This window comes from Mycobacterium cajalii (genome assembly GCF_045809005.2).
GTDB lineage: Bacteria > Actinomycetota > Actinomycetes > Mycobacteriales > Mycobacteriaceae > Mycobacterium.
The window spans coordinates 2723927-2744236 of the sequence record NZ_CM141436.1 but is presented as its reverse complement, the minus strand read 5'-3'; the positions used below and the strand labels follow the sequence as shown (position 1 = coordinate 2744236).

The following is a 20310-nucleotide window of genomic DNA, read 5'->3' as shown; positions in this document are numbered from 1 at the left end:
TCAGCGAAGCCTCTGAAGCCGGCCTCCCAAGCGAAAACCGGGCCGTACCTTGGGAGCACCGACCAGGCGGTGCCCAGGTGAGATTTATGTCATACACGAAACGAACGCGGCAGCCAATTGGCGAAACTCTCGAAACACGTTTCTATCAAACGTGTGTCGAACAATATCGCCCCCCGGTGGCAATCGTTCCCCAAATGCCCGGCATGCCAACGGATTTCACACGTAGCAAAGAGCTGCGATCGTAGCGCCCCCGATTCAGAGCGGCAGTGAGATCAGCGGCGGCGGTGCCGCTGCGGCACCGATCGCCTGGGCCAGCTGCTCGGGCGCGTAGTTGACCAGGAACGGCAGGAGGCCGGAGAACGGGGTGCCGCCGACGCCGATGTCGAGCACCACCGGGCCGGCCCCGATGCCGTTGAGCAGAGTGGAGATTGTCACCGTCGCGCTGTAGTAGCCGGGCGGAACGAGCAGTCCGTCCAGCGGGAGGTTGCCGGCGGCACTCACATTCGCGATGTCACCAACCGCGGATCCCGTGATGTTCGACAGGCTCAGCGCGTACGGGAATGTCGCCTGGCCATTGAGGAAGCCGTTGGCGATGACCGCCGGCGCATCGATGAGAGCCGCGATCGCACCCGCGGGGTTGCCGGCTTGAAGCGCCGCGGTGAAGGCCGCGGCACTGGAACCGGCCGCCTCCAGCATGCTGACCGGCGGCCCCAGCACGGCGAGCCCGAACACCACCGGTAGCCCGACCACGTCGTTCAAGGTCGCGCTGACGGGCGGGACCAAACCGCTTTGCAATAGCGACACATCCAGGTACGGGGTGATGCTCGTACTCGTCGCCAGCTGGACGATGTTGGCCATGTTCTGTGCGATGTGACCGGGTATGGCCCAGATCGGCGTCAGGTTGGGGCCGACGCCGGAAAAGACGCTCTGCAAACCGGTCTCCGCGTCCGTCAACCCGGCGGCGTAATTGCCGGCCGAGAAGGCTTGTGATGCCGCCTGGAAGGCCGTGGGCAGGGCCGCCGCGTGCGCCTCGACCGATTGGGCCGCGTTGCCGAAGGCCGTCGCAACGGTCTGGGCGTAGCCCATCTGGTTGATGATGAATTGGCGCAGGAACGGGAAGGGATCGGCCAGCCAGGTCGCCCCGAGGTTCTGCAGGTTGGTCCAGGTGTTGTAGAAGAGCTCTTCGTAGGGGCCGGCGATGCCTGCGAAGTATGGTCCCGCGTCGCCGATGTTGATGTGCAGCAGGCCGGGCAGTAGCGAGTTCGTCAGCCCTGTCAACGTATTCCCAAGGCCCCCGACGAGATTGGGCAGCCCTGGGAGAAGGGAACCGAGGGTGCTGCCAAGGGAGCCCAGGTTGCCAAGCGAGCCAAGGATGCCGGTGAGACCGCCGGTGCCACCCGTCAGGCCGCCAAGAAGGCCGCCGAGCAACCCCGTGCTGCCGGTGAGGCCGCCGAGGATCCCGGTGAGACCGCCGGTGCCTCCCGTGAGGCCGCCGACGAGGCCGCCGAGCAACCCGGTGCTGCCGGTCAGACCGCCGAGCAACCCGGTGCTATCGGTAAGGCCCCCCAAAAGCCCGCTAGATCCGATAACACCACCGAGCACCCCTGTCAGACCGCCGGTGCCTCCGGTACTCGTACCGGTGAGGCCACCGAGAAGCCCGCCCAGCAGGCCGCCGGCGGCCGGGGTGCCGCCGGCCGCGGCCACACCGCCGAGACCCGGCGCACCACCGAGCCCCAGGACCATCTGTGCGGGCGCGTTGACCGCGTTCGCCAGCGTCTGCTCGGCGTTGGCGATCTCGGCGCTCAGATAGGCGCCGGCGCCGGCGTTGATCACGGTGACGAACTCGGCATGAAACGCCTGCGCCTGCGCGCTCAGGGATTGGAATTCCTTGCCGAAATTGCCGAACGTGGCGGCAACGGCCGCGGACACCTCGTCACCGGCCGCCGGCACCACCCCCGTCGTCGGCGCCGCCACGGTCGTCATGGCCTCGGCCAACACCGACCGGATTCCCGCCAGATCCTGGGCCGCCGTCTGGATCATTTCCGGAGCCGCCACCACAAACGACATATTCGTCCCCCATCGATGTAACACCGCTGTCATCCGATGGCCGTCAAGGCAAACCCCAGCTTAATGGCGGGTCAACGCGTTGCCGCCGAAAAATCTCGTTTTCGCCAAGTTTCCCGGGGCGCGGACGCAGGATAAGTACGACCGTAATACGTTGTGCGACTTAGCTTTCGAAGGCCGTCGCGAGTAGTTGGGGCGTGTACTCCGCCAGCGCGGGAATGAGCCCCCCGACGGGTGGGCCGCTGATGGTGACGGTCTGCAGCAGCGACGAACCGGGCAGCGTGGCCGTCGTCGAAAAAGGCTGAAGCGGGGCGAGCAGACCGCTGAAGGGAATATCGGCGACCGCCGGCACTCCGGCGAGCGGCAACCCGACCGGCAGCGTCACCTCGCCGTTGAGGAAGGCGTTGGCGATATTCGCCGGAGCACCGACGAGCGTGGTGAACGCCCCCACTGGGTTTCCGGCTTGCAGAGCACCGAAAAACGCTGTGGTGCTTGACTGCATCGCCAGCGCCGCGTTGACCGGCGCCCCCAGCGCGTCGAATGCCAGCAGCTCTGGCAGGCCGACCCCGATCGCCAGCGACGCATTGGTCTGCGTCAAGGACGTGACCGTCACCGAGATCGGGTCGGCGACGTCGCCGAGCACGTTGGCGGTGCCCAGCGCGAGTCGCGCCGGGATGGCCAAGAGCGGCTGCAGATTTCCACTCTCTACTGCAGTCAAGATCTGCTGCGGGCTGCCGAATTGGGTGGTGAACGTCTGCATCAAGGCGGGCTCGGTCACGGATGTCCAGGTGGTGCCGATGCTCTGCAGGTTGGCATTGGTGTTGGCGAGCAGGCTCTCGTACGGCGCGACGAGCGAGTTCGCGGACGCGGCCGCGTTCGCGACGGCGCCCTGACCCGCGTTCTGCGCGGCGGCCGCGGCGCCGGACTGGACGGCCAGCAACGTATTCGCGGGGGCGTTCACCGCGGCGGTCAGGGTTTGCTGGACGTTGGCCGCCTCGGTGGCGGCGTAGGCGGTGGCGCCGGAACTCAGCAAATTGACGAACTGCTGGTGAAACGCCTGCGTCTGGGCGCTGATCTCCTGGTACTCCTGGCCGAAGGCGCCGAACAGTTGCGCCACCGATGCCGAAACCTCGTCCTGGGCCGCGGCCACCACCCCGGTCGTGGGACCCACAATCGTCGCGCTCGCCTGGCTGAGCGTCGAATGAATGCTCGCGAGGTTTTGTGCTGCCGCCGCCACCGCGTCTGGCGCCGCAACCACAAACGACATCTGCGTCTCCCATCCACCGTTTACCGTTACCGCGCGAAACCTGGGGAGCTTGAGACTACTGTGATTACGTTCACATGTCTGCCGAAATCATGATTTTCGTATGTGCGTGCCCGCGTGAACTTTGAGCCGGCCCGCAGCTGGCGTTCCACGGGCCGTTAACCTGCGCCGATGGCCAGCGCGAGTTGTTCGGGCCCGTAGACCAGCAAACCGGTCGCGAGTCCGCTGATCGGCGTGCCGCCGACAGTCGTGGTGACCGTCCCGATCAACGGGATACCTGTGGCTACGGAGGCGGTGTACGGCGTCGGTGGGACGAGGATTCCGTCCAGCGGGAGGTTGATCGACGCGGGATAGCCGGAAACGTCGAAGGCTATGGGCAGCGTCGACTGACCGTTGAGGAAGGCGTCGGTGACCACGGCCGGTGCATCGATCAATGCGGTGGCCGCCCCCGACCAGTTGCCGGCCCGCACCGCGTCGGTGAAGGCGGTGGTGCTGGCCCCCAGGGCGTTCGCCGCGTTGATCGGCGCCCCGATCGCATCGAGGGCGAGCGCGGTCGGCAGCCCGGCGATGTTGGCCAGGGAGAAGTCGAAGCCGGTCGGAAGGTAGAAGGGAGGGGGCCCGTAAACGACCTGGGCTACCACCAGCGCGGTGAGGGATGTGTCGGTGACCGTGTCGAGCACGTTGGTGACGTTCTGCGAGATCTGGGCCGGGATGGAGCCGTGCGGCAGCAGACTGGTGAGGTACTCCGCCCTCATGCCCGGGATGGCGAGGATCGGCGACAGATCCGCCAGAGCGCCCGTCAGGCGGACATCGGCGGTCAGCGTCCCCGGGAGGCTTCCGGTGGTGCTGACATCCACACCCGTGACGAACAGATTGGTGAATCCTTGCTTCAGGTCGCCCACCGCACCGTTGACGTCGCCCGCCGCCAGGGCCTGGAAAGCCGACTGGAGGGCCGTCGGCAACTGCTGCAGTCCGATGCCGAAGTCGTGGGCGGCGTTCTGCAGGGACGTGGCCCAGATCTGGGCGTAGGCGATCTGGTTGGCGACCAACTGCTGGACGTAGGGCGCCGGATTGAAGGCCAGCAGCGCCTGGACGGCCGCCTGGATGTTCGTCGGCAGGTTGGCCAGCACCGCCGGGAAGTTCTGAACGACGTACTCGATGTCCGCCGCAATCGCGTGCGCGTAGCCCGCCTGGTTGACCAGGAACTGGTGCAGGAACGGCGCGGGGTTCGCCTGCCAGGTGTTGCCGAGGATCTGCAGGTTGTCGACCGTGTGGTTGAACAGCGCCTGGTAGGGGGTGGCGACGGTGGCCAGGCCGGTGACCGCGCCGGTCTGCAGCAGCCCGGAGCCGAGTTGACCGGAGAGCATCGACACCGCACTGCCGTTCTGCACAGCGGTCAGGGCCCCACCGAGGGTCTGACCCACCGAAGTGCCGCCGAGAAGCGAGGCGGCGGACACCGCCCCGCCCGAACCATCCACGGCCCCCAGCAGGTTCTGCGCGGCGTTCGCGGCCTCCGCGCCGAGGTAGGCCCCGGCACCGGCGTTCAGCAAACCGACGAACTGCGAGTGAAAGGCCTGCGCCTGGACGCTGATCGACTGATATTGCTCCCCGAAAGCCCCGAAGGCCGCCGCGATCCCGGCGGACACCTCGTCTTCGGCCGCGGCCAGCACCCCGGTGGTCGGTGCCGCGGCCGAGGCCGTAGCCTGGACCAGCGCATCGTGCAGACCCGCCAGGTCTTGGGCCGCCCCCCGAACCGACTCCGGCGCCACGAGTACAAACGACATGTCCGTCTCCCATCGCCTCGATCGACGGTCACCCGACGGCCGTCCGAGACAATGGATCTTAGGCACACGCGATCTGTCTGCGCAGCAAAACCGACGCCTTTGCGGGGCCCGCGATGGCGCGCCGGGGCGGTTGCCACCCCTCACCACGTATCGAGCCGCGCTGGGCCGGCGCTATCGCCACCCAGTGCGCGGGCCAGGACACCGGTGAGTTGCCCGGTGCCCTGGCCCCACCCGACCTACTGGACGGTGATGATGGGCGCGCCGATGGCCTCGGCCAGTGCCTGCGGGAGGTAGTTCAGCAGGCCGGGAACGATGCCGCCGAAGCTGGTCGTGTCGGTCGGGAGTCCAGGTGGTCCGCCCAGCAAGATCGTGGCGGTTTCGAGCGGGCTGATGATCCCGCCGATCGGAATGATGGTCTGCGACTGCAACCCGAAGAGGTCGAACGGGGGCAGGGTCACGGTCATCTGGCCGTTGAGGAAGCCGTTGGCGACGACGGCCGGGGCATCGAGCACCGCAGCGATGGCACCCGACACGTTCCCGGTCTGCACGGCGCCGACGAATGCACCGACGCTCGATTGCATCGCGTTCCACGTGGTGAGCGGCGAACCGACCAGGTCGAACCCGAGCGTTGCCAGCAGCGGAACGGTGAGGTGGACCGCGGTGGTGGTGTTCAGGTTCGCCACAACCGCCGTATTCGTGAACGTCGTGAGCAGGTTGGTGAAGTTCTGCGCTATCTGAGTGGGGATGGAGGGAGGCAGGAAGTTGACGAAGTTCTGCGCCATCTCGCCCGGGATGTTCAGGATCGGCAGTATGTCTCCCAACGTGCCCGTCGGGTTGACGATGACATATGGGGAGACGAAATCGGCGCCGAGGCCGGTCACGAACAGGTTCTGGAGGCCCTGCTGGACGGCGTTGAGCGCCCCGGTGACGTTGCCCGCGAGCAGATCCTGGAAGGCGGTTTGGAAGGCAGACGGCAGGCCCGCCAGCCCCGTGACGAAGTCCTGGGCTGCGCTTTGCAGGCCGGTGACGACCGTCTGGACATAGCCGATCTGCTGGTTGATGAACTCCTGCACGTAGGGCACCGGATTGAAGGCCAACAGGCCCTGGATGCCCGCCTGGAGGGTCGCCGGCAGGTTGGCCAACTCGGTGGGCAGGTTGACGAGACCGGTCCCGATCGCCGTGGCGATCGACTGCGCGTAGCCGACCTGGTTGTTGACCAACTGATGCAGGAAGGGGAACGGGTTATTGATCGTCGTGGTGGCGATGGTTTGCAGGTTGCCCAACGTGTTGGAGACCAGCGTGTCGTAGGGGCCGACGATCTGGTTGGCGAAGACGTTCGCGCTGGTGATCAGCCCGGGCACCCCGCCGGTGGCGAGGGCCTCGAGTTGAGTCCCGAACCCGTTGACGGCGCCCGAAACACCTTGCACGCCGGTCTGAACCGCACCCGACAACGACGCGGGAGCACCGAGAATCGCCGACGAGACGCCGCTGACGTCGGCCTGCACCGCGGCCACCGCGCCATTGAGGCCGGCACTGACCGATCCGCCGAATTGCCCGACGGCCGCCTCGACACCGCCGAGCGAGCCCCCGAGGGTTCCGCCGATGTTGCCGACGATGCCGCCGTTGAGCAGCGTCTGCCCGGCGTTGACGGTCTCGGCCGCCGCGTAGGCACCCGCGCCGGCGTTCATCATCTCGACGAACTGTGCGTGGAACACCTGCGCCCGGGCGCTCAGCGCCTGGAATTCCTGGCCGACGTTGCCGAACAGCGAAGCGACCGCCAGCGATACCTCGTCCTGCGCCGCGCTGGCAATCCCCGTAGTCGGAAACGCCGCCGTCGACGCCGCCTCCGCCAGCGACGAACGAATACCCGCCAAATCCGTGGCGGCACCCGCCACCAGATCCGGTGCCGCGATCACAAACGACATATCAATCTCCTTGACTCAGTGCCCGATGACCAGCGGTCAACCCGCTGTTCGACGTGAGAATAATACACCAGACACTACTTGCGGGTAATATTTGCTTACTTTTCTCGTGAAGGCGTGAAAAATATTGCCGGAGAGCATTTTACGGTATGCCAACGGCCGCCGCCGCAGTTGCGGGGGCGTTACTTCCCATGCCTGCCCGGAAGCAGATGACCGACGGTCTTCCAGGCGAGCATTGATATTACTCACAAGTACATTACTTGCAAGTAAGCGGCCCCACATCCACAGGAGGCCCCAAGGCGCCGAGGCACTTAACCACGACGCCGCACGGCGGTTTCGTGCCGCCCGGGCCTAGGTGGCTGGTGTCGAACGGCCATTGTGGGGGCGCTGGTTGACCGGTCGGGCTATTGGGCGATGCTCGTGTGGTCGTGAGCGGTTCCTAGCTCAGGTGAATTCGGTTGTCGGGATTGGCGATTCCGTTGCTTGGCTGGTCTACAGGCGGTCCTGGTGGGCCGGTTGGCATCGCCGACCGGCCTCAGGTCGTGGCGGCGGCCCAGTTTGCGCCTTCCCGGTGTAATCCGAGCACACCCAGGCGTGCGAGGTTGATCGCGGCGGCCAGCAGGGAGAAATCGGCGGCGACCTTGGTGGTGCCGCGCACGCGCGCACGGCGGCCGCCGTGGCGGCGGCGCATCAGGTGGCCGATCTTGCGTTCCACTTTCGGCCGGGTGGCCTTGTAGTCGGCGACCCAGCCCGGATCTGCTTGGGTGGTGCGAGCACGGGTGAGTTCGGCCTCGTAGCGGCTGATCGCGATGGTGCGCCCGGCGGTTGAGCTGGTGCACTGCTCGGCCAGTGGGCAGCAGGCGCAAGCCGGGCCGAACACCGCGTTGCCGCCGCCGCCCTTGGCCGGGCGGATCGGCACGGTCACCGCGCCCGGGCAGGTGACCGTGCCGACGTCGAGGTCGATGACGAAGCGGTCCTTGGCGTAGCGGCCACCCGGCGCGGTCGGTGGCTGCACCTTGGTGAAGATTTCCGCGCCCGCGGTTTCCAACACGGCCAGCAGTTTGCCCGCACCGTAGGCGGCGTCGCCGTAAACCGCCGGGCATCGCTGGTCTTGGGCTCCGCACACGCTGGGGGCGCTCCCGTCGCCATCACCATCACCGACCGCGCTGGCCGCGGTCGTCGTGCCAGCACTTGCACCGAGGCTCGAGTCGTCCTGAGGATCAACGCAATCTCCGTCGGCGGTGTTGGTGTCGCTGGTCACCGGAGTGGGTAGGTCGCCGGCCAGCAGGTCGGTGGCGGGTTGGGCGTCGCCGGCGTTGCCGGCGGTGACTTCGGTGGCGGTGATGATCTCGGCGTCGGGGTCGATCGCGATGTGACCCTTGTATCCGTCGAAACCCCGCGCGGAGGTCTTGTGGCCGTGGCGTGCCTGCGGGTCCACCGTGGAGATCACCCGATCGGCGGCCACACGGCGCGCGATGCGGAATATCCCGTCGGCGGCGTCTTGGTCGAGGTCCTGGCCGACCACGGTGGCCAACAGTTTGGCCGCCTTGTCCACCTCGGGCTTCAGCGCCTGCTCATCCAGGCAGGCCAGCAGCGCAGACGCGTCGCGGGCCAGCGCGTCCACCAGCGCCTCGCGCGCCGCCACGTCGTCGTAGTCACACACCGGTTTGCCGGCGCTGACGTAGTCGTCGTCGCGGGACAGCCGCGCCCGCAGCGCGGGTTGCAGCTCCGCGCCGGCGACCGCCAGCAGTCCCCGGATCGCCGAGCGGATCAATGTGACCGTGTCCATGGTGGCCACCGCGTCATACAGCGGGGTCGAGTCCAGCACCCGCTTACGGCCCACCAGCCCGGCCGCCTTGGCCGCTTGCAGGGTGACCTCAAAGATCCGGTCCGGGCGATCCGAGCGGGCCAGCCTCGCGCGCATGTCCACCAACACGGTGTGCACAAACCCCGGATAATCGAAGTCCAGCCCGCCCGCGGCATACTTCCACCGCGCGTCGAACGCGAACCGATCCACCGCCTCCCGATCCGAAAGCCCCTCGATGCGCTGCAACACCATCACCACCGCCACAATCATCGGCGGCACGCTGCGCCGGCCGACATCGGTGAACAAGTCGGCGAACATTTCATCGCCGAACAAGTTGAAGCACTCCCGGTGCAGCACGCTGTAAATCGAGTCCGGCGCCACCCGGCCCTCGCAGAAATCCACCGTCGACCGCCACAAATCCGCCTGTTTCGGCGTCAAACCCAAACTCACCCAACCATTCTCGCCGACCGCACCCGATTACCCGGTCAACGCCACGCGAAAAACACCAGCCACCTAGACGGTATGGGCAGGCTGGGGCCTCACTGCATGTGAACGTGGGTTGCCGACAGGAATCAGGTCCTGGCCGGTAGAGCCACAAGATGTAGGAGGCCCCAGTGAAACGTCATCGTACGAGTGTTGGTTTGGATGTGCACGCACGATCAGTGGTCGCGTGCGCCTTGGACGGGGACACCGGGGAGGTGTTCGAACGGCGATTGACCCCGGACTATCGGGATGTCCTGGACTGGCTGCGGTCGCTGCCGGGCAGGGTGGCGGTGACGTATGAGGCGGGGCCAACCGGGTTCGGGTTGGCCCGGTTTCTGCTGGCCGCAGGGGTGATGTGTCTGGTGGCTGCGCCGTCGAAGCTGCAGCGCCCATCAGGGGATCGGGTCAAGACCGACGCCCGTGATGCCGCGCATCTGGCCCGGTTGCTGCATCTGGGACAAATCGTGGCGGTCACGATTCCCAGCGCGGATCAGGAAGCAGCCCGCGATCTGGTGCGCGCCCGTGAGGACTGCCGCGGCGATCTGATGAGTTCCCGGCACCGGGTATCGAAACTGCTGCTGCGCCAAGGGATCATCTACTCCGGCGGGCGGACTTGGACCGGTAAGCACGAGGCATGGCTACGGGCGCAACGCTTCGAAGCCACCCCATTGCAGCTGGCTTACGACACCGCCCTGGATACGATGCTGGCCACCGTTGATCGCCGCGACCGACTCGATGCCGCGATCGCCGAACTGGCCGCCGACAGTGCCTACACGCCGGTGGTCACGCGGTTGGGCTGCTTGCGTGGGGTCTCGACGTTGACCGCGTTCGGGCTGGCGGTCGAGATCGGTGACTGGGGCCGGTTGACCGGGCGCTCAATCGGGGCCTACCTCGGGCTGGTGCCATGCGAGTACACGTCGGGGAATTCACGCTCGCAGGGATCGATCACCAAGACCGGCAACGGCCATGCCCGCCGACTGTTGATCGAAGCGGCCTGGCACCACCGTCAACCGTATCGGCCCGGGGTAGATCTGCGGCGGCGCTGGGATGCCGCCAGCCCGACAGCACGGGCGCGGGGGCAACAGGCCAACCGGCGCCTGCACCACCGCTGGGCGTCCTTCGATGCCCGCAAGAAGCGTCCCGTGGTCGCCAACACCGCCATTGCCCGGGAACTGGCCGGCTGGTGCTGGTCGCTGGCTGTGCTCGACACCTGAGCACCGGCCCATAACTGTCCGAACAACCCGGTGGTGGCGGCAGCGCCTGGGAGTGACCCGCGAACGCCCTATGAGCAATCATGTTGCAGTGCAGTCTGATTACGCTCGATCTCTAGACCCGCGATCCACTCCAGCAGAACAGTCCGTCCTGCGGTAACCAACCCGCGCATATCAGACCCTGATTTTTCAGCCGGCTTGTGATGATCTTGTTTTCGGTGATCGGGTCGGTGACGGCTGCGCTGTTGGGACGCGCTGACGGGGTTGGAAGCTGTTGGGCGATGGCGTAACTGGGTGCGCACACGGCTGCGGCGGCGGGGTAACCGGTTTCGGGCGTGGCCGATCGCGGTGTGAGGTTCGGGATGTGTTGCGAGGGTGTGCTTTTAGGTGCGGGTGGCGGTCAACCGAAGGCTGGTAGTGCCCGGATGCGGTGCAGCGCCGCGATGAACGCCTGCAGGTGCGGGTAGGCGGCGCCGAAGCGCAGATGCAGGCGCCGGCCGTGGCGCACCAGCCGGGCGGCGACGTTGAAAAACGCCAGGCGTAGTCGTTTGCCGCGCGCTCGACGTACCGTGCGGGGTAGCGCCAGGGTGCGCAACCACAGCGCGATGTTGTGGGCGAGCGCGGCAGCGTGCCAGTACAGCCAGTTACCGAAGAACGATTGCACCGGGGCGTGGATCATCCCGAAGTCGTTCTTGAGCGCCCGGATGGTGTCCTCGGGGATACCACCGCGCAGCCGGTGATGCGCCTCGACCTCGGCTGCGCTGAGCCGCTCGGCAGAAACGTTGGTGATGATCGCGTGCAACCGCCAGCCATCCAGGTCATCGAAGGCCAACTGGTCACCGCACCCTTTGGGTTGACGGCGCACGATCAACCGCACGCTGCGCCCGAGCAACGTAGTGGTGGTCTGGGCGATCTGGCTGCCTTTGTCGGTCTCATGCCCCAACGCCGCAACCCATGCCGTGCCCGGATCGGTTGCCAGGGCGTGAATTACGGCCGCGACCGGCTTGTACTGTTTGACCGTGACCGAGTAGTCCGCGTCGTGGCGTTCGGCCGCCTCGATCACCTGCTGCTGATAGCCCGCCGAGTCGACCCGCAGCCACAACCGGTACTTACCGCGGCAACCGGCCGGGATCGCACTGACACACTCATCGATGAAGCTACCCATCGCCCGACCGTCGTTGGCCGCCCCGCCCCGGGCCCGCAGTGCGAGCACATCCCCGGTCTCCCCGCACACCCCCACCAGCGGGGACAGGGCGGTTTGTCCGGTACGCGAAAACGCGCTGCCTTCTTTGCCCGGCCCGTAGGTGGCCACCCGGGTGGCGTCGGGGTCGATGGTGAGCCGATCGCCCTCAGGGGCGGCGCCGGCCGCCCAGGCTCGACGCAGCATCACCCGGTTGACCGCGGCGGCCTTGACCACCCGACCCAAATCCGCACCCGCCAAAAACCGCCACAACGTAGGTACCGACGGCAACGCGTTGGTCCCGCGCAGCACCGTGGTTGCCGGGTCGGCCAGTAACGCCCGATCACTCAAGAAGTCCCCACCGGCCAGCAGTGTCTCGGTCAGCGCCCGGTAGCACTGCCCACCGGTGTAGCCACCCGGCCCGATCGGGCGCAGCCCACGCCGATCGGCCTCGGCGACCACGTTGAGCCGGTCCAGCAGCGGACCCCATAACGCGACCCCCGCCACCGGCGTCAGATCGTCCTCCGACGCGGCAACCACCGGGTGCGGCACGGCGCGCTGCGGACTCGCCAGCACCACATCATCGACATCGAACAACAAACCGGTAGCATTCACCTCGCGGGTGCCCTTCTGCTCGGGACAGCATGACTGTTGACACCATGATTTTCCCTTGCACGAAGGGCACTTTCGCATCACGACACGGCGATCACCCCACACCAGGCTGAAAAATCAGGGTCAGACTTGACGACGCGTCGACAAACGACACGCTCGCCACCACAGAGTCCCCGTTCGGTCAACGGAAGCGGCGTCCCCGGCGACGGTCGAGGACGCCGCTTCCCCCTGCCCCTTGACAAACTTCACTCCATATCAGGGCGTGTCCCGTAACCGTTTGGTGAGTTGCGTGGCAGTGTTCGTTGGATGTCGCGGTTGCAGGTGTTGTCCGATGAGATGTGGGCTCTGGTTGAGCCGTTGATGCCAGTGGCTTCGGCCAAGGGCGGCAGGCCGTTTCGTGACCACCGCACGGTGGTCGAGGCGATTATCTGGCGGTATAGGACCGGCTCGCCGTGGCGCGATCTGCCCGAGCAATTTGGCGCGTGGAAAACCGCGTGGCGCCGTCATGACCAGTACAGCAAAGACGGCACGTGGGACGCGATCTTGGCTGCAGTGCTCAGCGTCGCCGCCGACGCCGATCTGATCGACTGGGCGGTCAGTGTCGATTCCACGGTCAACCGGGCGCATCAGCACGCCACGAACCTCCCGCGCGACACAGGGGGCACCGTCGAATTACAAGAATTTGTCCGAAGAGCCGGCTGACCACGGCATTGGCCGTTCCCGCGGCGGGCTGAGCACCAAAATCCATCACCTCGTCGATGGGGCAGGGATGCCTCTGGTAGTCCTGACTGCGCCCGGCCAGGCCGGCGACGCCCCGATGTTTCCGATCCTGATGGGCCACCTGAAGGTGGCCAGCAGCAAACCGGGTCGCCCGCGTACGCGTCCGGACAAAGTTCGCGGCGACAAGGCATACTCGTCGAAAGCCATCCGCGAACTGTTGCGTAGTAAGGGCATCACAGCGGTGATCCCGCAGCCCGATGACCAGATCGCCAACCGCCGGCGCCGAGGAAAAAACGGCGGGCGCCCACCAGTCTTTGATGCCGAGGACTACAAGGGCCGCAACGTCGTTGAACGCGGATTTCAACGCTGCAAGCAATGGCGCGGAATCGCCACACGATACGACAAGCACAACCTCAACTACCGCGGCGGCGTTGTCCTCAACGCGATCGTCGCCTGGCTCAAACGGTTATGGGACACGCCCTGATATGGAGTGAAGTTTGTCAAGGGGCAGGGGGAAGCGGCGTCCTCGACCGTCGCCGGGGACGCCGCTTCCGTTGACCGAACGGGGACTCTGTGGTGGCGAGCGTGTCGTTTGTCGACGCGTCGTCAAGTCTGACCCTGATTTTTCAGCCTGGTGTGGGGTGATCGCCGTGTCGTGATGCGAAAGTGCCCTTCGTGCAAGGGAAAATCATGGTGTCAACAGTCATGCTGTCCCGAGCAGAAGGGCACCCGCGAGGTGAATGCTACCGGTTTGTTGTTCGATGTCGATGATGTGGTGCTGGCGAGTCCGCAGCGCGCCGTGCCGCACCCGGTGGTTGCCGCGTCGGAGGACGATCTGACGCCGGTGGCGGGGGTCGCGTTATGGGGTCCGCTGCTGGACCGGCTCAACGTGGTCGCCGAGGCCGATCGGCGTGGGCTGCGCCCGATCGGGCCGGGTGGCTACACCGGTGGGCAGTGCTACCGGGCGCTGACCGAGACACTGCTGGCCGGTGGGGACTTCTTGAGTGATCGGGCGTTACTGGCCGACCCGGCAACCACGGTGCTGCGCGGGACCAACGCGTTGCCGTCGGTACCTACGTTGTGGCGGTTTTTGGCGGGTGCGGATTTGGGTCGGGTGGTCAAGGCCGCCGCGGTCAACCGGGTGATGCTGCGTCGAGCCTGGGCGGCCGGCGCCGCCCCTGAGGGCGATCGGCTCACCATCGACCCCGACGCCACCCGGGTGGCCACCTACGGGCCGGGCAAAGAAGGCAGCGCGTTTTCGCGTACCGGACAAACCGCCCTGTCCCCGCTGGTGGGGGTGTGCGGGGAGACCGGGGATGTGCTCGCACTGCGGGCCCGGGGCGGGGCGGCCAACGACGGTCGGGCGATGGGTAGCTTCATCGATGAGTGTGTCAGTGCGATCCCGGCCGGTTGCCGCGGTAAGTACCGGTTGTGGCTGCGGGTCGACTCGGCGGGCTATCAGCAGCAGGTGATCGAGGCGGCCGAACGCCACGACGCGGACTACTCGGTCACGGTCAAACAGTACAAGCCGGTCGCGGCCGTAATTCACGCCCTGGCAACCGATCCGGGCACGGCATGGGTTGCGGCGTTGGGGCATGAGACCGACAAAGGCAGCCAGATCGCCCAGACCACCACTACGTTGCTCGGGCGCAGCGTGCGGTTGATCGTGCGCCGTCAACCCAAAGGGTGCGGTGACCAGTTGGCCTTCGATGACCTGGATGGCTGGCGGTTGCACGCGATCATCACCAACGTTTCTGCCGAGCGGCTCAGCGCAGCCGAGGTCGAGGCGCATCACCGGCTGCGCGGTGGTATCCCCGAGGACACCATCCGGGCGCTCAAGAACGACTTCGGGATGATCCACGCCCCGGTGCAATCGTTCTTCGGTAACTGGCTGTACTGGCACGCTGCCGCGCTCGCCCACAACATCGCGCTGTGGTTGCGCACCCTGGCGCTACCCCGCACGGTACGTCGAGCGCGCGGCAAACGACTACGCCTGGCGTTTTTCAACGTCGCCGCCCGGCTGGTGCGCCACGGCCGGCGCCTGCATCTGCGCTTCGGCGCCGCCTACCCGCACCTGCAGGCGTTCATCGCGGCGCTGCACCGCATCCGGGCACTACCAGCCTTCGGTTGACCGCCACCCGCACCTAAAAGCACACCCTCGCAACACATCCCGAACCTCACACCGCGATCGGCCACGCCCGAAACCGGTTACCCCGCCGCCGCAGCCGTGTGCGCACCCAGTTACGCCATCGCCCAACAGCTTCCAACCCCGTCAGCGCGTCCCAACAGCGCAGCCGTCACCGACCCGATCACCGAAAACAAGATCATCACAAGCCGGCTGAAAAATCAGGGTCTGATATGCGCGGGTTGGTTACCGCAGGACGGACTGTTCTGCTGGAGTGGATCGCGGGTCTAGAGATCGAGCGTAATCAGACTGCACTGCAACATGATTGCTCATAGGGCGTTCGCGGGTCACTCCCAGGCGCTGCCGCCACCACCGGGTTGTTCGGACAGTTATGGGCCGGTGCTCAGGTGTCGAGCACAGCCAGCGACCAGCACCAGCCGGCCAGTTCCCGGGCAATGGCGGTGTTGGCGACCACGGGGCGCTTCTTGCGGGCATCGAAGGACGCCCAGCGGTGGTGCAGGCGCCGGTTGGCCTGTTGCCCCCGCGCCCGTGCTGTCGGGCTGGCGGCATCCCAGCGCCGCCGCAGATCTACCCCGGGCCGATACGGTTGACGGTGGTGCCAGGCCGCTTCGATCAACAGTCGGCGGGCATGGCCGTTGCCGGTCTTGGTGATCGATCCCTGCGAGCGTGAATTCCCCGACGTGTACTCGCATGGCACCAGCCCGAGGTAGGCCCCGATTGAGCGCCCGGTCAACCGGCCCCAGTCACCGATCTCGACCGCCAGCCCGAACGCGGTCAACGTCGAGACCCCACGCAAGCAGCCCAACCGCGTGACCACCGGCGTGTAGGCACTGTCGGCGGCCAGTTCGGCGATCGCGGCATCGAGTCGGTCGCGGCGATCAACGGTGGCCAGCATCGTATCCAGGGCGGTGTCGTAAGCCAGCTGCAATGGGGTGGCTTCGAAGCGTTGCGCCCGTAGCCATGCCTCGTGCTTACCGGTCCAAGTCCGCCCGCCGGAGTAGATGATCCCTTGGCGCAGCAGCAGTTTCGATACCCGGTGCCGGGAACTCATCAGATCGCCGCGGCAGTCCTCACGGGCGCGCACCAGATCGCGGGCTGCTTCCTGATCCGCGCTGGGAATCGTGACCGCCACGATTTGTCCCAGATGCAGCAACCGGGCCAGATGCGCGGCATCACGGGCGTCGGTCTTGACCCGATCCCCTGATGGGCGCTGCAGCTTCGACGGCGCAGCGACCAGGCACAGCACTCTGGCCGCCAGCAGAAACCGGGCCAACCCGAACCCGGTTGGGCCCGCCTCATAGGTCACTGCCACCCGACCTGGCAGCGACCGCAGCCATTCCAGGACATCCTGATAGTCCGGGGTCAACCGCCGTTCGAACACCTCACCGGTGTCAATGGCCAAGTAGAAGTCCCCGCTGGTGGCCAGATAGAAGTCCCCGCCCCGTGCGGTAATTCTCAGGTTGGCTGGGGGTTCTCCTTCCGGTGTTGGGCGTCTTTCATTCGGTAGGACTGGCCGTCGGTGATGACGACGGTGGCGTGGTGCAGGAAGCCGATCGAGGATGCTGACGGCGGTGGTCCGCTGGGGCAGGAAGCGGCCCCATTCCTCGAACGGCCAGTGTGATCCGATGGCCAGGGATCGGCGTTCGTATGCGCCGGCGACGAGGCGGAATAGCAGTTGTGTGCCGGTGTCGTCGAGCGGGGCGAAGCCCAGTTCGTCGAGGACGATGAGATCAACCCGCAGCAGGGATTCGATGATCTTGCCGACGGTGTTGTCGGCCAGACCGCGGTAGAGGGTTTCGACGAGGTCCGCGGCGGTGAAGTAGCGGACCTTGTGCCCGGCGTGCACGGCGGCTACCCCGAGCCCGATCAGGGTGTGGCTCTTGCCCGTACCTGCGGGCCCGATTATCGCCAGGTTGGCTTGTGCGCGAACCCATTCCAGACTGGAGAGGTAGTCGAACACCTTCGGCTGGATGGAGGATGCGGCGACGTCGAAGGATTCGAGGGTCTTGATGAGGGGGAATCCGGCGGCCTTGAGCCGGTTGAAGACGTTGGAGGCATCCCGTGCCGCCAGTTCGGTCTCGACCAGGGTTCGCAGTACCTCCCCGGGGGTCCAGCGTTGCGTCTTTGCCGTGATCAGGACCTCGGGTGCGGTGCGGCGGATCGCGGCGAGCTTGAGCCGCCGTAGACCGGCGTCGAGATCGGCGGCCAGTACTGGAACACTCAATGGTGCAACCACTTTGGCCGCCTTCGCTGGTGTGGTAGTCATGAGGTCACACCCCCGTCGACCACCGAGGTGACCTTGTAGGCCTCCAGCGAACGGGTCGGGGCCACTGGTAGGTCCAGGATCAACGCATCCCCGGCCGGGCGGGGTTGTGGTGTTCCGGCACCGGCGGCCAGGATGGACCGCACGTCGGCGGCGCGGAACCGCCGGAATGCCACCGCGCGGCGCAACGCCGCGACCAAGGCGTCGGTACCGTGTGCGGCACCCAACCCGAGCAGGACCTCCAACTCCGAGCCCAAGCGGGTATTGCCGATCGCCGCGGCGCCGACCAAGAATGCCTCGGCGTCGGCGCCCAATGCGCAGAACTGTTTCTCGACAGCTGTTTTCGGTCGTGGACCACGACTGGGTGCCGGGCGCGGCCCGTCGTAGTGATCGTCGAGGATCGACGCCGATCCGGGGGCGCCGAGTTCGTGTTCGGCCACGATCACCCCCGTTGCGGGTTCCACCAGGCACACCGCACCGTGATCGAGCACCACGGCCACCTGGGTGCCGATCAGCCGGGTGGGCACCGAGTAGCGGGCCGATGCGTATCGGATGCACGACAGCCGGTCGACCTTGCGCAGCACCGAGGGCGCCCCGATCTGCAGGCGCAGCGACGGCAACGGCCCCAACAGTTCCCGTTCGATCAGCAGCCGCTCCTCGGGGACTGCGCAGATCTCCGAGTGCACCGAGGTGTTGACCTCGACACACCAGGCTTTGGCGGCGGTGTTGGCGGCCCGCAGATCCACCGGCACCCCAGTGATCGCGGCCTCGGTGAGCAACGGGACCGCGAGATCGCGTTGGGAGTAACCGCACAGGTTCTCCACGACGCCCTTCGATTGCGGATCCTCGGCGTGACAGAAATCGGGTGCGAATCCGTAATGCGTTGCCACACGGATGTATTCGGAGGTGGGAATGACCACGTTGGCGACCACACCGCCCTTCAAGCAGGCCATTCGGTCGGCCAGCACCTTGGCTGGGACACCGCCGATCCCAGCCAACGCCTCGGCGATCAACGCCAACGTCGTGGACGCTCGTTGATCAGTGGCGAACGCCGCGAAGCGCCACCGGGAGAACGCCAGCACCGCGCAGAACAGGAACAACCCCGGCGCAGCCTCAGCCCAGTCGATCACCAGATACTCACCCGGTGACCACACCCCCGGTCGGCGGCCACGGTGATGTTCGTTGCGCCACAACACCTTCGCCTTTGCGACCAAGCGGCGGAAGTTACGTGCCGAACCGTCGTAGCCTGCGGCCCGAGCGATCGGCAACATCCGCTTAGCCTGAATCCGTGGATCAGTGATTTCGTGGTGTCGTGGGGTTGATTTTTGCACGGTTGGGGCGGTTCGGGGTGTTGTGGGTATGAGTGATCCGCTGGCCTGCACCAGCTTTTCCTTGTTGCGGGGTTCCTCGGGTCGGGCCTGGGAGGGCAGATGGGCAGGGGATGTGATAGTTATCCTGCTCGTGGGATCGCGGGCCTATAGCCGATGGTGTTGTTCCACAGCGTTTTCCATCCGTTTTGCCACGGCCAGTGCGCGGGCAGGTGCAGCATCGGTTTGCGGGCCGGGGCGGCGAAGCGGGCCGGGATGTTGACCAGGTCGCGGCGCAGGGTGGCGCCGCGGGCCACGGCGTGATGGCCACCAGCGAGGGTGCCTGCGGCGCGCAGCAGGTTATGGGCGATCACCGCGGCCGCCAGCCAGGCGCAGTTGGCGGCGAACAGCCCGGAAGGGATGTGAGCCAGCGGGCCGTCGATCACATCGGCGAAGGTGGTTTCGATGACGGCGTGGCCCCGGTGGGTGATATCGGCCTCGGTAACCGGCAGTTCGGAGTTGGTGACAAACGGGTGATGGCGCCACACCGGAAACAACGCATCGGGGTAGCGGGCGTCTTTGACCCGGCGCACCACCAGCCGCACCGTCAGCGTGCGGCCAGAGCCCAACCGCACGGTGTAGGGCGTTTCGGCGACTTGGGCATCCGAGATCAGCGTCCCCGTGTCGGGGTCGGTCACCGCGCCGGGGTAGTGCACCGGGGTGTAGGCGGCTTCGTCGATGGCTGCGATCGCAGCGTTGATGCGTTTGTTGCGGCTGATCGACAAGGAGAATTCGGCACCTTGGGCCACGCACGTGGTGATCACCTTCTTGGTGCCAAACGCCGAGTCGCCGCGCACCATGATCGCCCCAGCGGCCCCGCAGGCGCGGGCGGTGCCGATGGCCACCGTGATCTGGGAGGCGGCCGCGCGCCCGGAGGCGGCCTTGCCGCTGCGCAGCCTGGCCTCGGCGATCACCGGTGCGGCCTGCGCGGTGGAGATGGTAGTGATCTGCGGTGAGAGGCCTTTGCGCAGCAGCGCGCGGCTGGCGATCTTGGCGTGCCCGAAGCTGGCGCCCTGCTTGGCTTTCCCGTAGACCGGGCGCAGCAGCGAGTCGATGTCGACAAAAGCGCGTTGCTCGATGCCGGGTAACAGCGGTACCCGCGCCGCGAGCGCCACCAGATGGGCTCGACCTACCGCAGCGAGTTGGTTGGCGTGCCCGAAAGTGAACTCGCGCAGAAAGATCCCCAACGTGGAGGGCGCATACACCTCGTCGAACACCCGCGGGGTGCCGCCCGCGCGCAGCACGCCGGCATCGTCGATGCTGTCCGCGCCGCACATCATGCCCGCGATGATCGAGGTCAGCTTGCCGGCCGGATTCACCGCCCCCGACGCCACCCGAGTCGACGGCAGCTGCACGTGTTCGCCGATCAACTCCGAAAGACCGGCCTGCTCAGCTAGGTCCAACACCGGCACCAGCCCGGCCGCCGATACCAGATTCTGCTCGTCAAAGACCGCCGAGTCGGCGGTGAACGTATACGATGAGTGCAT

11 protein-coding genes and 2 pseudogenes are annotated in these 20310 nt (G+C 66.6%); 3 read left to right on the top strand and 10 right to left on the bottom strand.

From position 1 onward, the window contains the following. Window positions 1-255 precede the first annotated feature (255 nt). The 5 genes from ACJ512_RS13095 to ACJ512_RS13075 form a co-directional block, all read right to left on the bottom strand. Entirely contained in the window at window positions 256-2055 is a 1800-nt protein-coding gene (locus ACJ512_RS13095; RefSeq protein WP_407686506.1) for a PE family protein, read from the bottom strand. Between the two features lie 172 nt (window positions 2056-2227). Next, window positions 2228-3301: a PE family protein gene (locus ACJ512_RS13090; protein WP_461480076.1), complete on the bottom strand. Its 1074-nt coding sequence runs from the start codon at window positions 3299-3301 to the stop codon at window positions 2228-2230. Between the two features lie 185 nt (window positions 3302-3486). Then, a complete protein-coding gene (locus ACJ512_RS13085) occupies window positions 3487-5112 on the bottom strand; it encodes a PE family protein (RefSeq protein ID WP_407686508.1) in 1626 nt (541 codons plus the stop codon). Window positions 5113-5348: 236 nt separating this feature from the next. Continuing rightward, window positions 5349-7037, bottom strand: coding sequence for a PE family protein (locus ACJ512_RS13080; RefSeq protein ID WP_407686509.1), 1689 nt, complete (start codon window positions 7035-7037; stop codon window positions 5349-5351). 532 nt (window positions 7038-7569) lie between these two features. Then, window positions 7570-9291, bottom strand: a complete 1722-nt coding sequence (locus tag ACJ512_RS13075; RefSeq protein ID WP_407689781.1) for a transposase — start codon at window positions 9289-9291, stop codon at window positions 7570-7572. A 164-nt stretch (window positions 9292-9455) separates the two neighbouring features. Here ACJ512_RS13075 and ACJ512_RS13070 point away from each other — a divergent pair, with 164 nt between their 5' ends. Then, entirely contained in the window at window positions 9456-10538 is a 1083-nt protein-coding gene (locus ACJ512_RS13070) for an IS110 family RNA-guided transposase (protein WP_461480075.1), read from the top strand. 397 nt (window positions 10539-10935) lie between these two features. Here ACJ512_RS13070 and ACJ512_RS13065 read toward each other — a convergent pair whose 3' ends face one another. Next, the gene (locus ACJ512_RS13065) at window positions 10936-12330 is read right to left on the bottom strand and encodes an IS1380 family transposase (RefSeq protein WP_461479798.1); all 1395 of its coding nucleotides are present in this window, start codon (window positions 12328-12330) and stop codon (window positions 10936-10938) included. A 303-nt stretch (window positions 12331-12633) separates the two neighbouring features. Between ACJ512_RS13065 and ACJ512_RS13060 the strand changes: the two genes are divergently transcribed. Together ACJ512_RS13060 and ACJ512_RS13055 are read left to right on the top strand one after the other, a co-directional pair. Next, a protein-coding gene (locus ACJ512_RS13060) for an IS5 family transposase (protein WP_461480074.1) occupies window positions 12634-13531 on the top strand; the annotation gives its coding sequence in 2 pieces (ribosomal slippage) (window positions 12634-12968 and window positions 12967-13531; 900 coding nt in all). A gap of 252 nt (window positions 13532-13783) precedes the next feature. Next, on the top strand, window positions 13784-15178 hold the full coding sequence (locus ACJ512_RS13055; RefSeq protein ID WP_461479798.1) for an IS1380 family transposase: 1395 nt from the start codon (window positions 13784-13786) through the stop codon (window positions 15176-15178). 397 nt (window positions 15179-15575) lie between these two features. Here the strand turns inward: ACJ512_RS13055 and ACJ512_RS13050 are convergent, their stop codons facing one another. The 4 genes and pseudogenes from ACJ512_RS13050 to ACJ512_RS13035 form a co-directional block, all read right to left on the bottom strand. Continuing rightward, window positions 15576-16619 carry an IS110 family RNA-guided transposase gene (locus ACJ512_RS13050; RefSeq protein WP_461480122.1) on the bottom strand — a complete coding sequence of 348 codons (1044 nt, stop codon included), beginning with the start codon at window positions 16617-16619 and terminating at the stop codon, window positions 15576-15578. Between the two features lie 29 nt (window positions 16620-16648). After that, window positions 16649-17459, bottom strand: a pseudogene (gene istB / locus ACJ512_RS13045) (IS21-like element helper ATPase IstB). Next, a pseudogene (locus ACJ512_RS13040) lies at window positions 17456-18838 on the bottom strand (Mu transposase domain-containing protein). The pseudogenes istB and ACJ512_RS13040 overlap by 4 nt, the downstream one beginning before the upstream one ends. Window positions 18839-18906: 68 nt before the next feature. Beyond that, entirely contained in the window at window positions 18907-20310 is a 1404-nt protein-coding gene (locus ACJ512_RS13035) for an IS1380 family transposase (protein ID WP_461479860.1), read from the bottom strand.

Bases quoted from the DNA above. Each gene is read 5' to 3' on its own strand.
- ACJ512_RS13085 (WP_407686508.1), bottom strand. From the start codon at position 5,112: ATGTCGTTTGTACTCGTGGCGCCGGAGTCGGTTCGGGGGGCGGCCCAA.
- ACJ512_RS13080 (WP_407686509.1), bottom strand. From the start codon at position 7,037: ATGTCGTTTGTGATCGCGGCACCGGATCTGGTGGCGGGTGCCGCCACG.
- ACJ512_RS13035 (WP_461479860.1), bottom strand. From the start codon at position 20,310: ATGCACTCATCGTATACGTTCACCGCCGACTCGGCGGTCTTTGACGAG.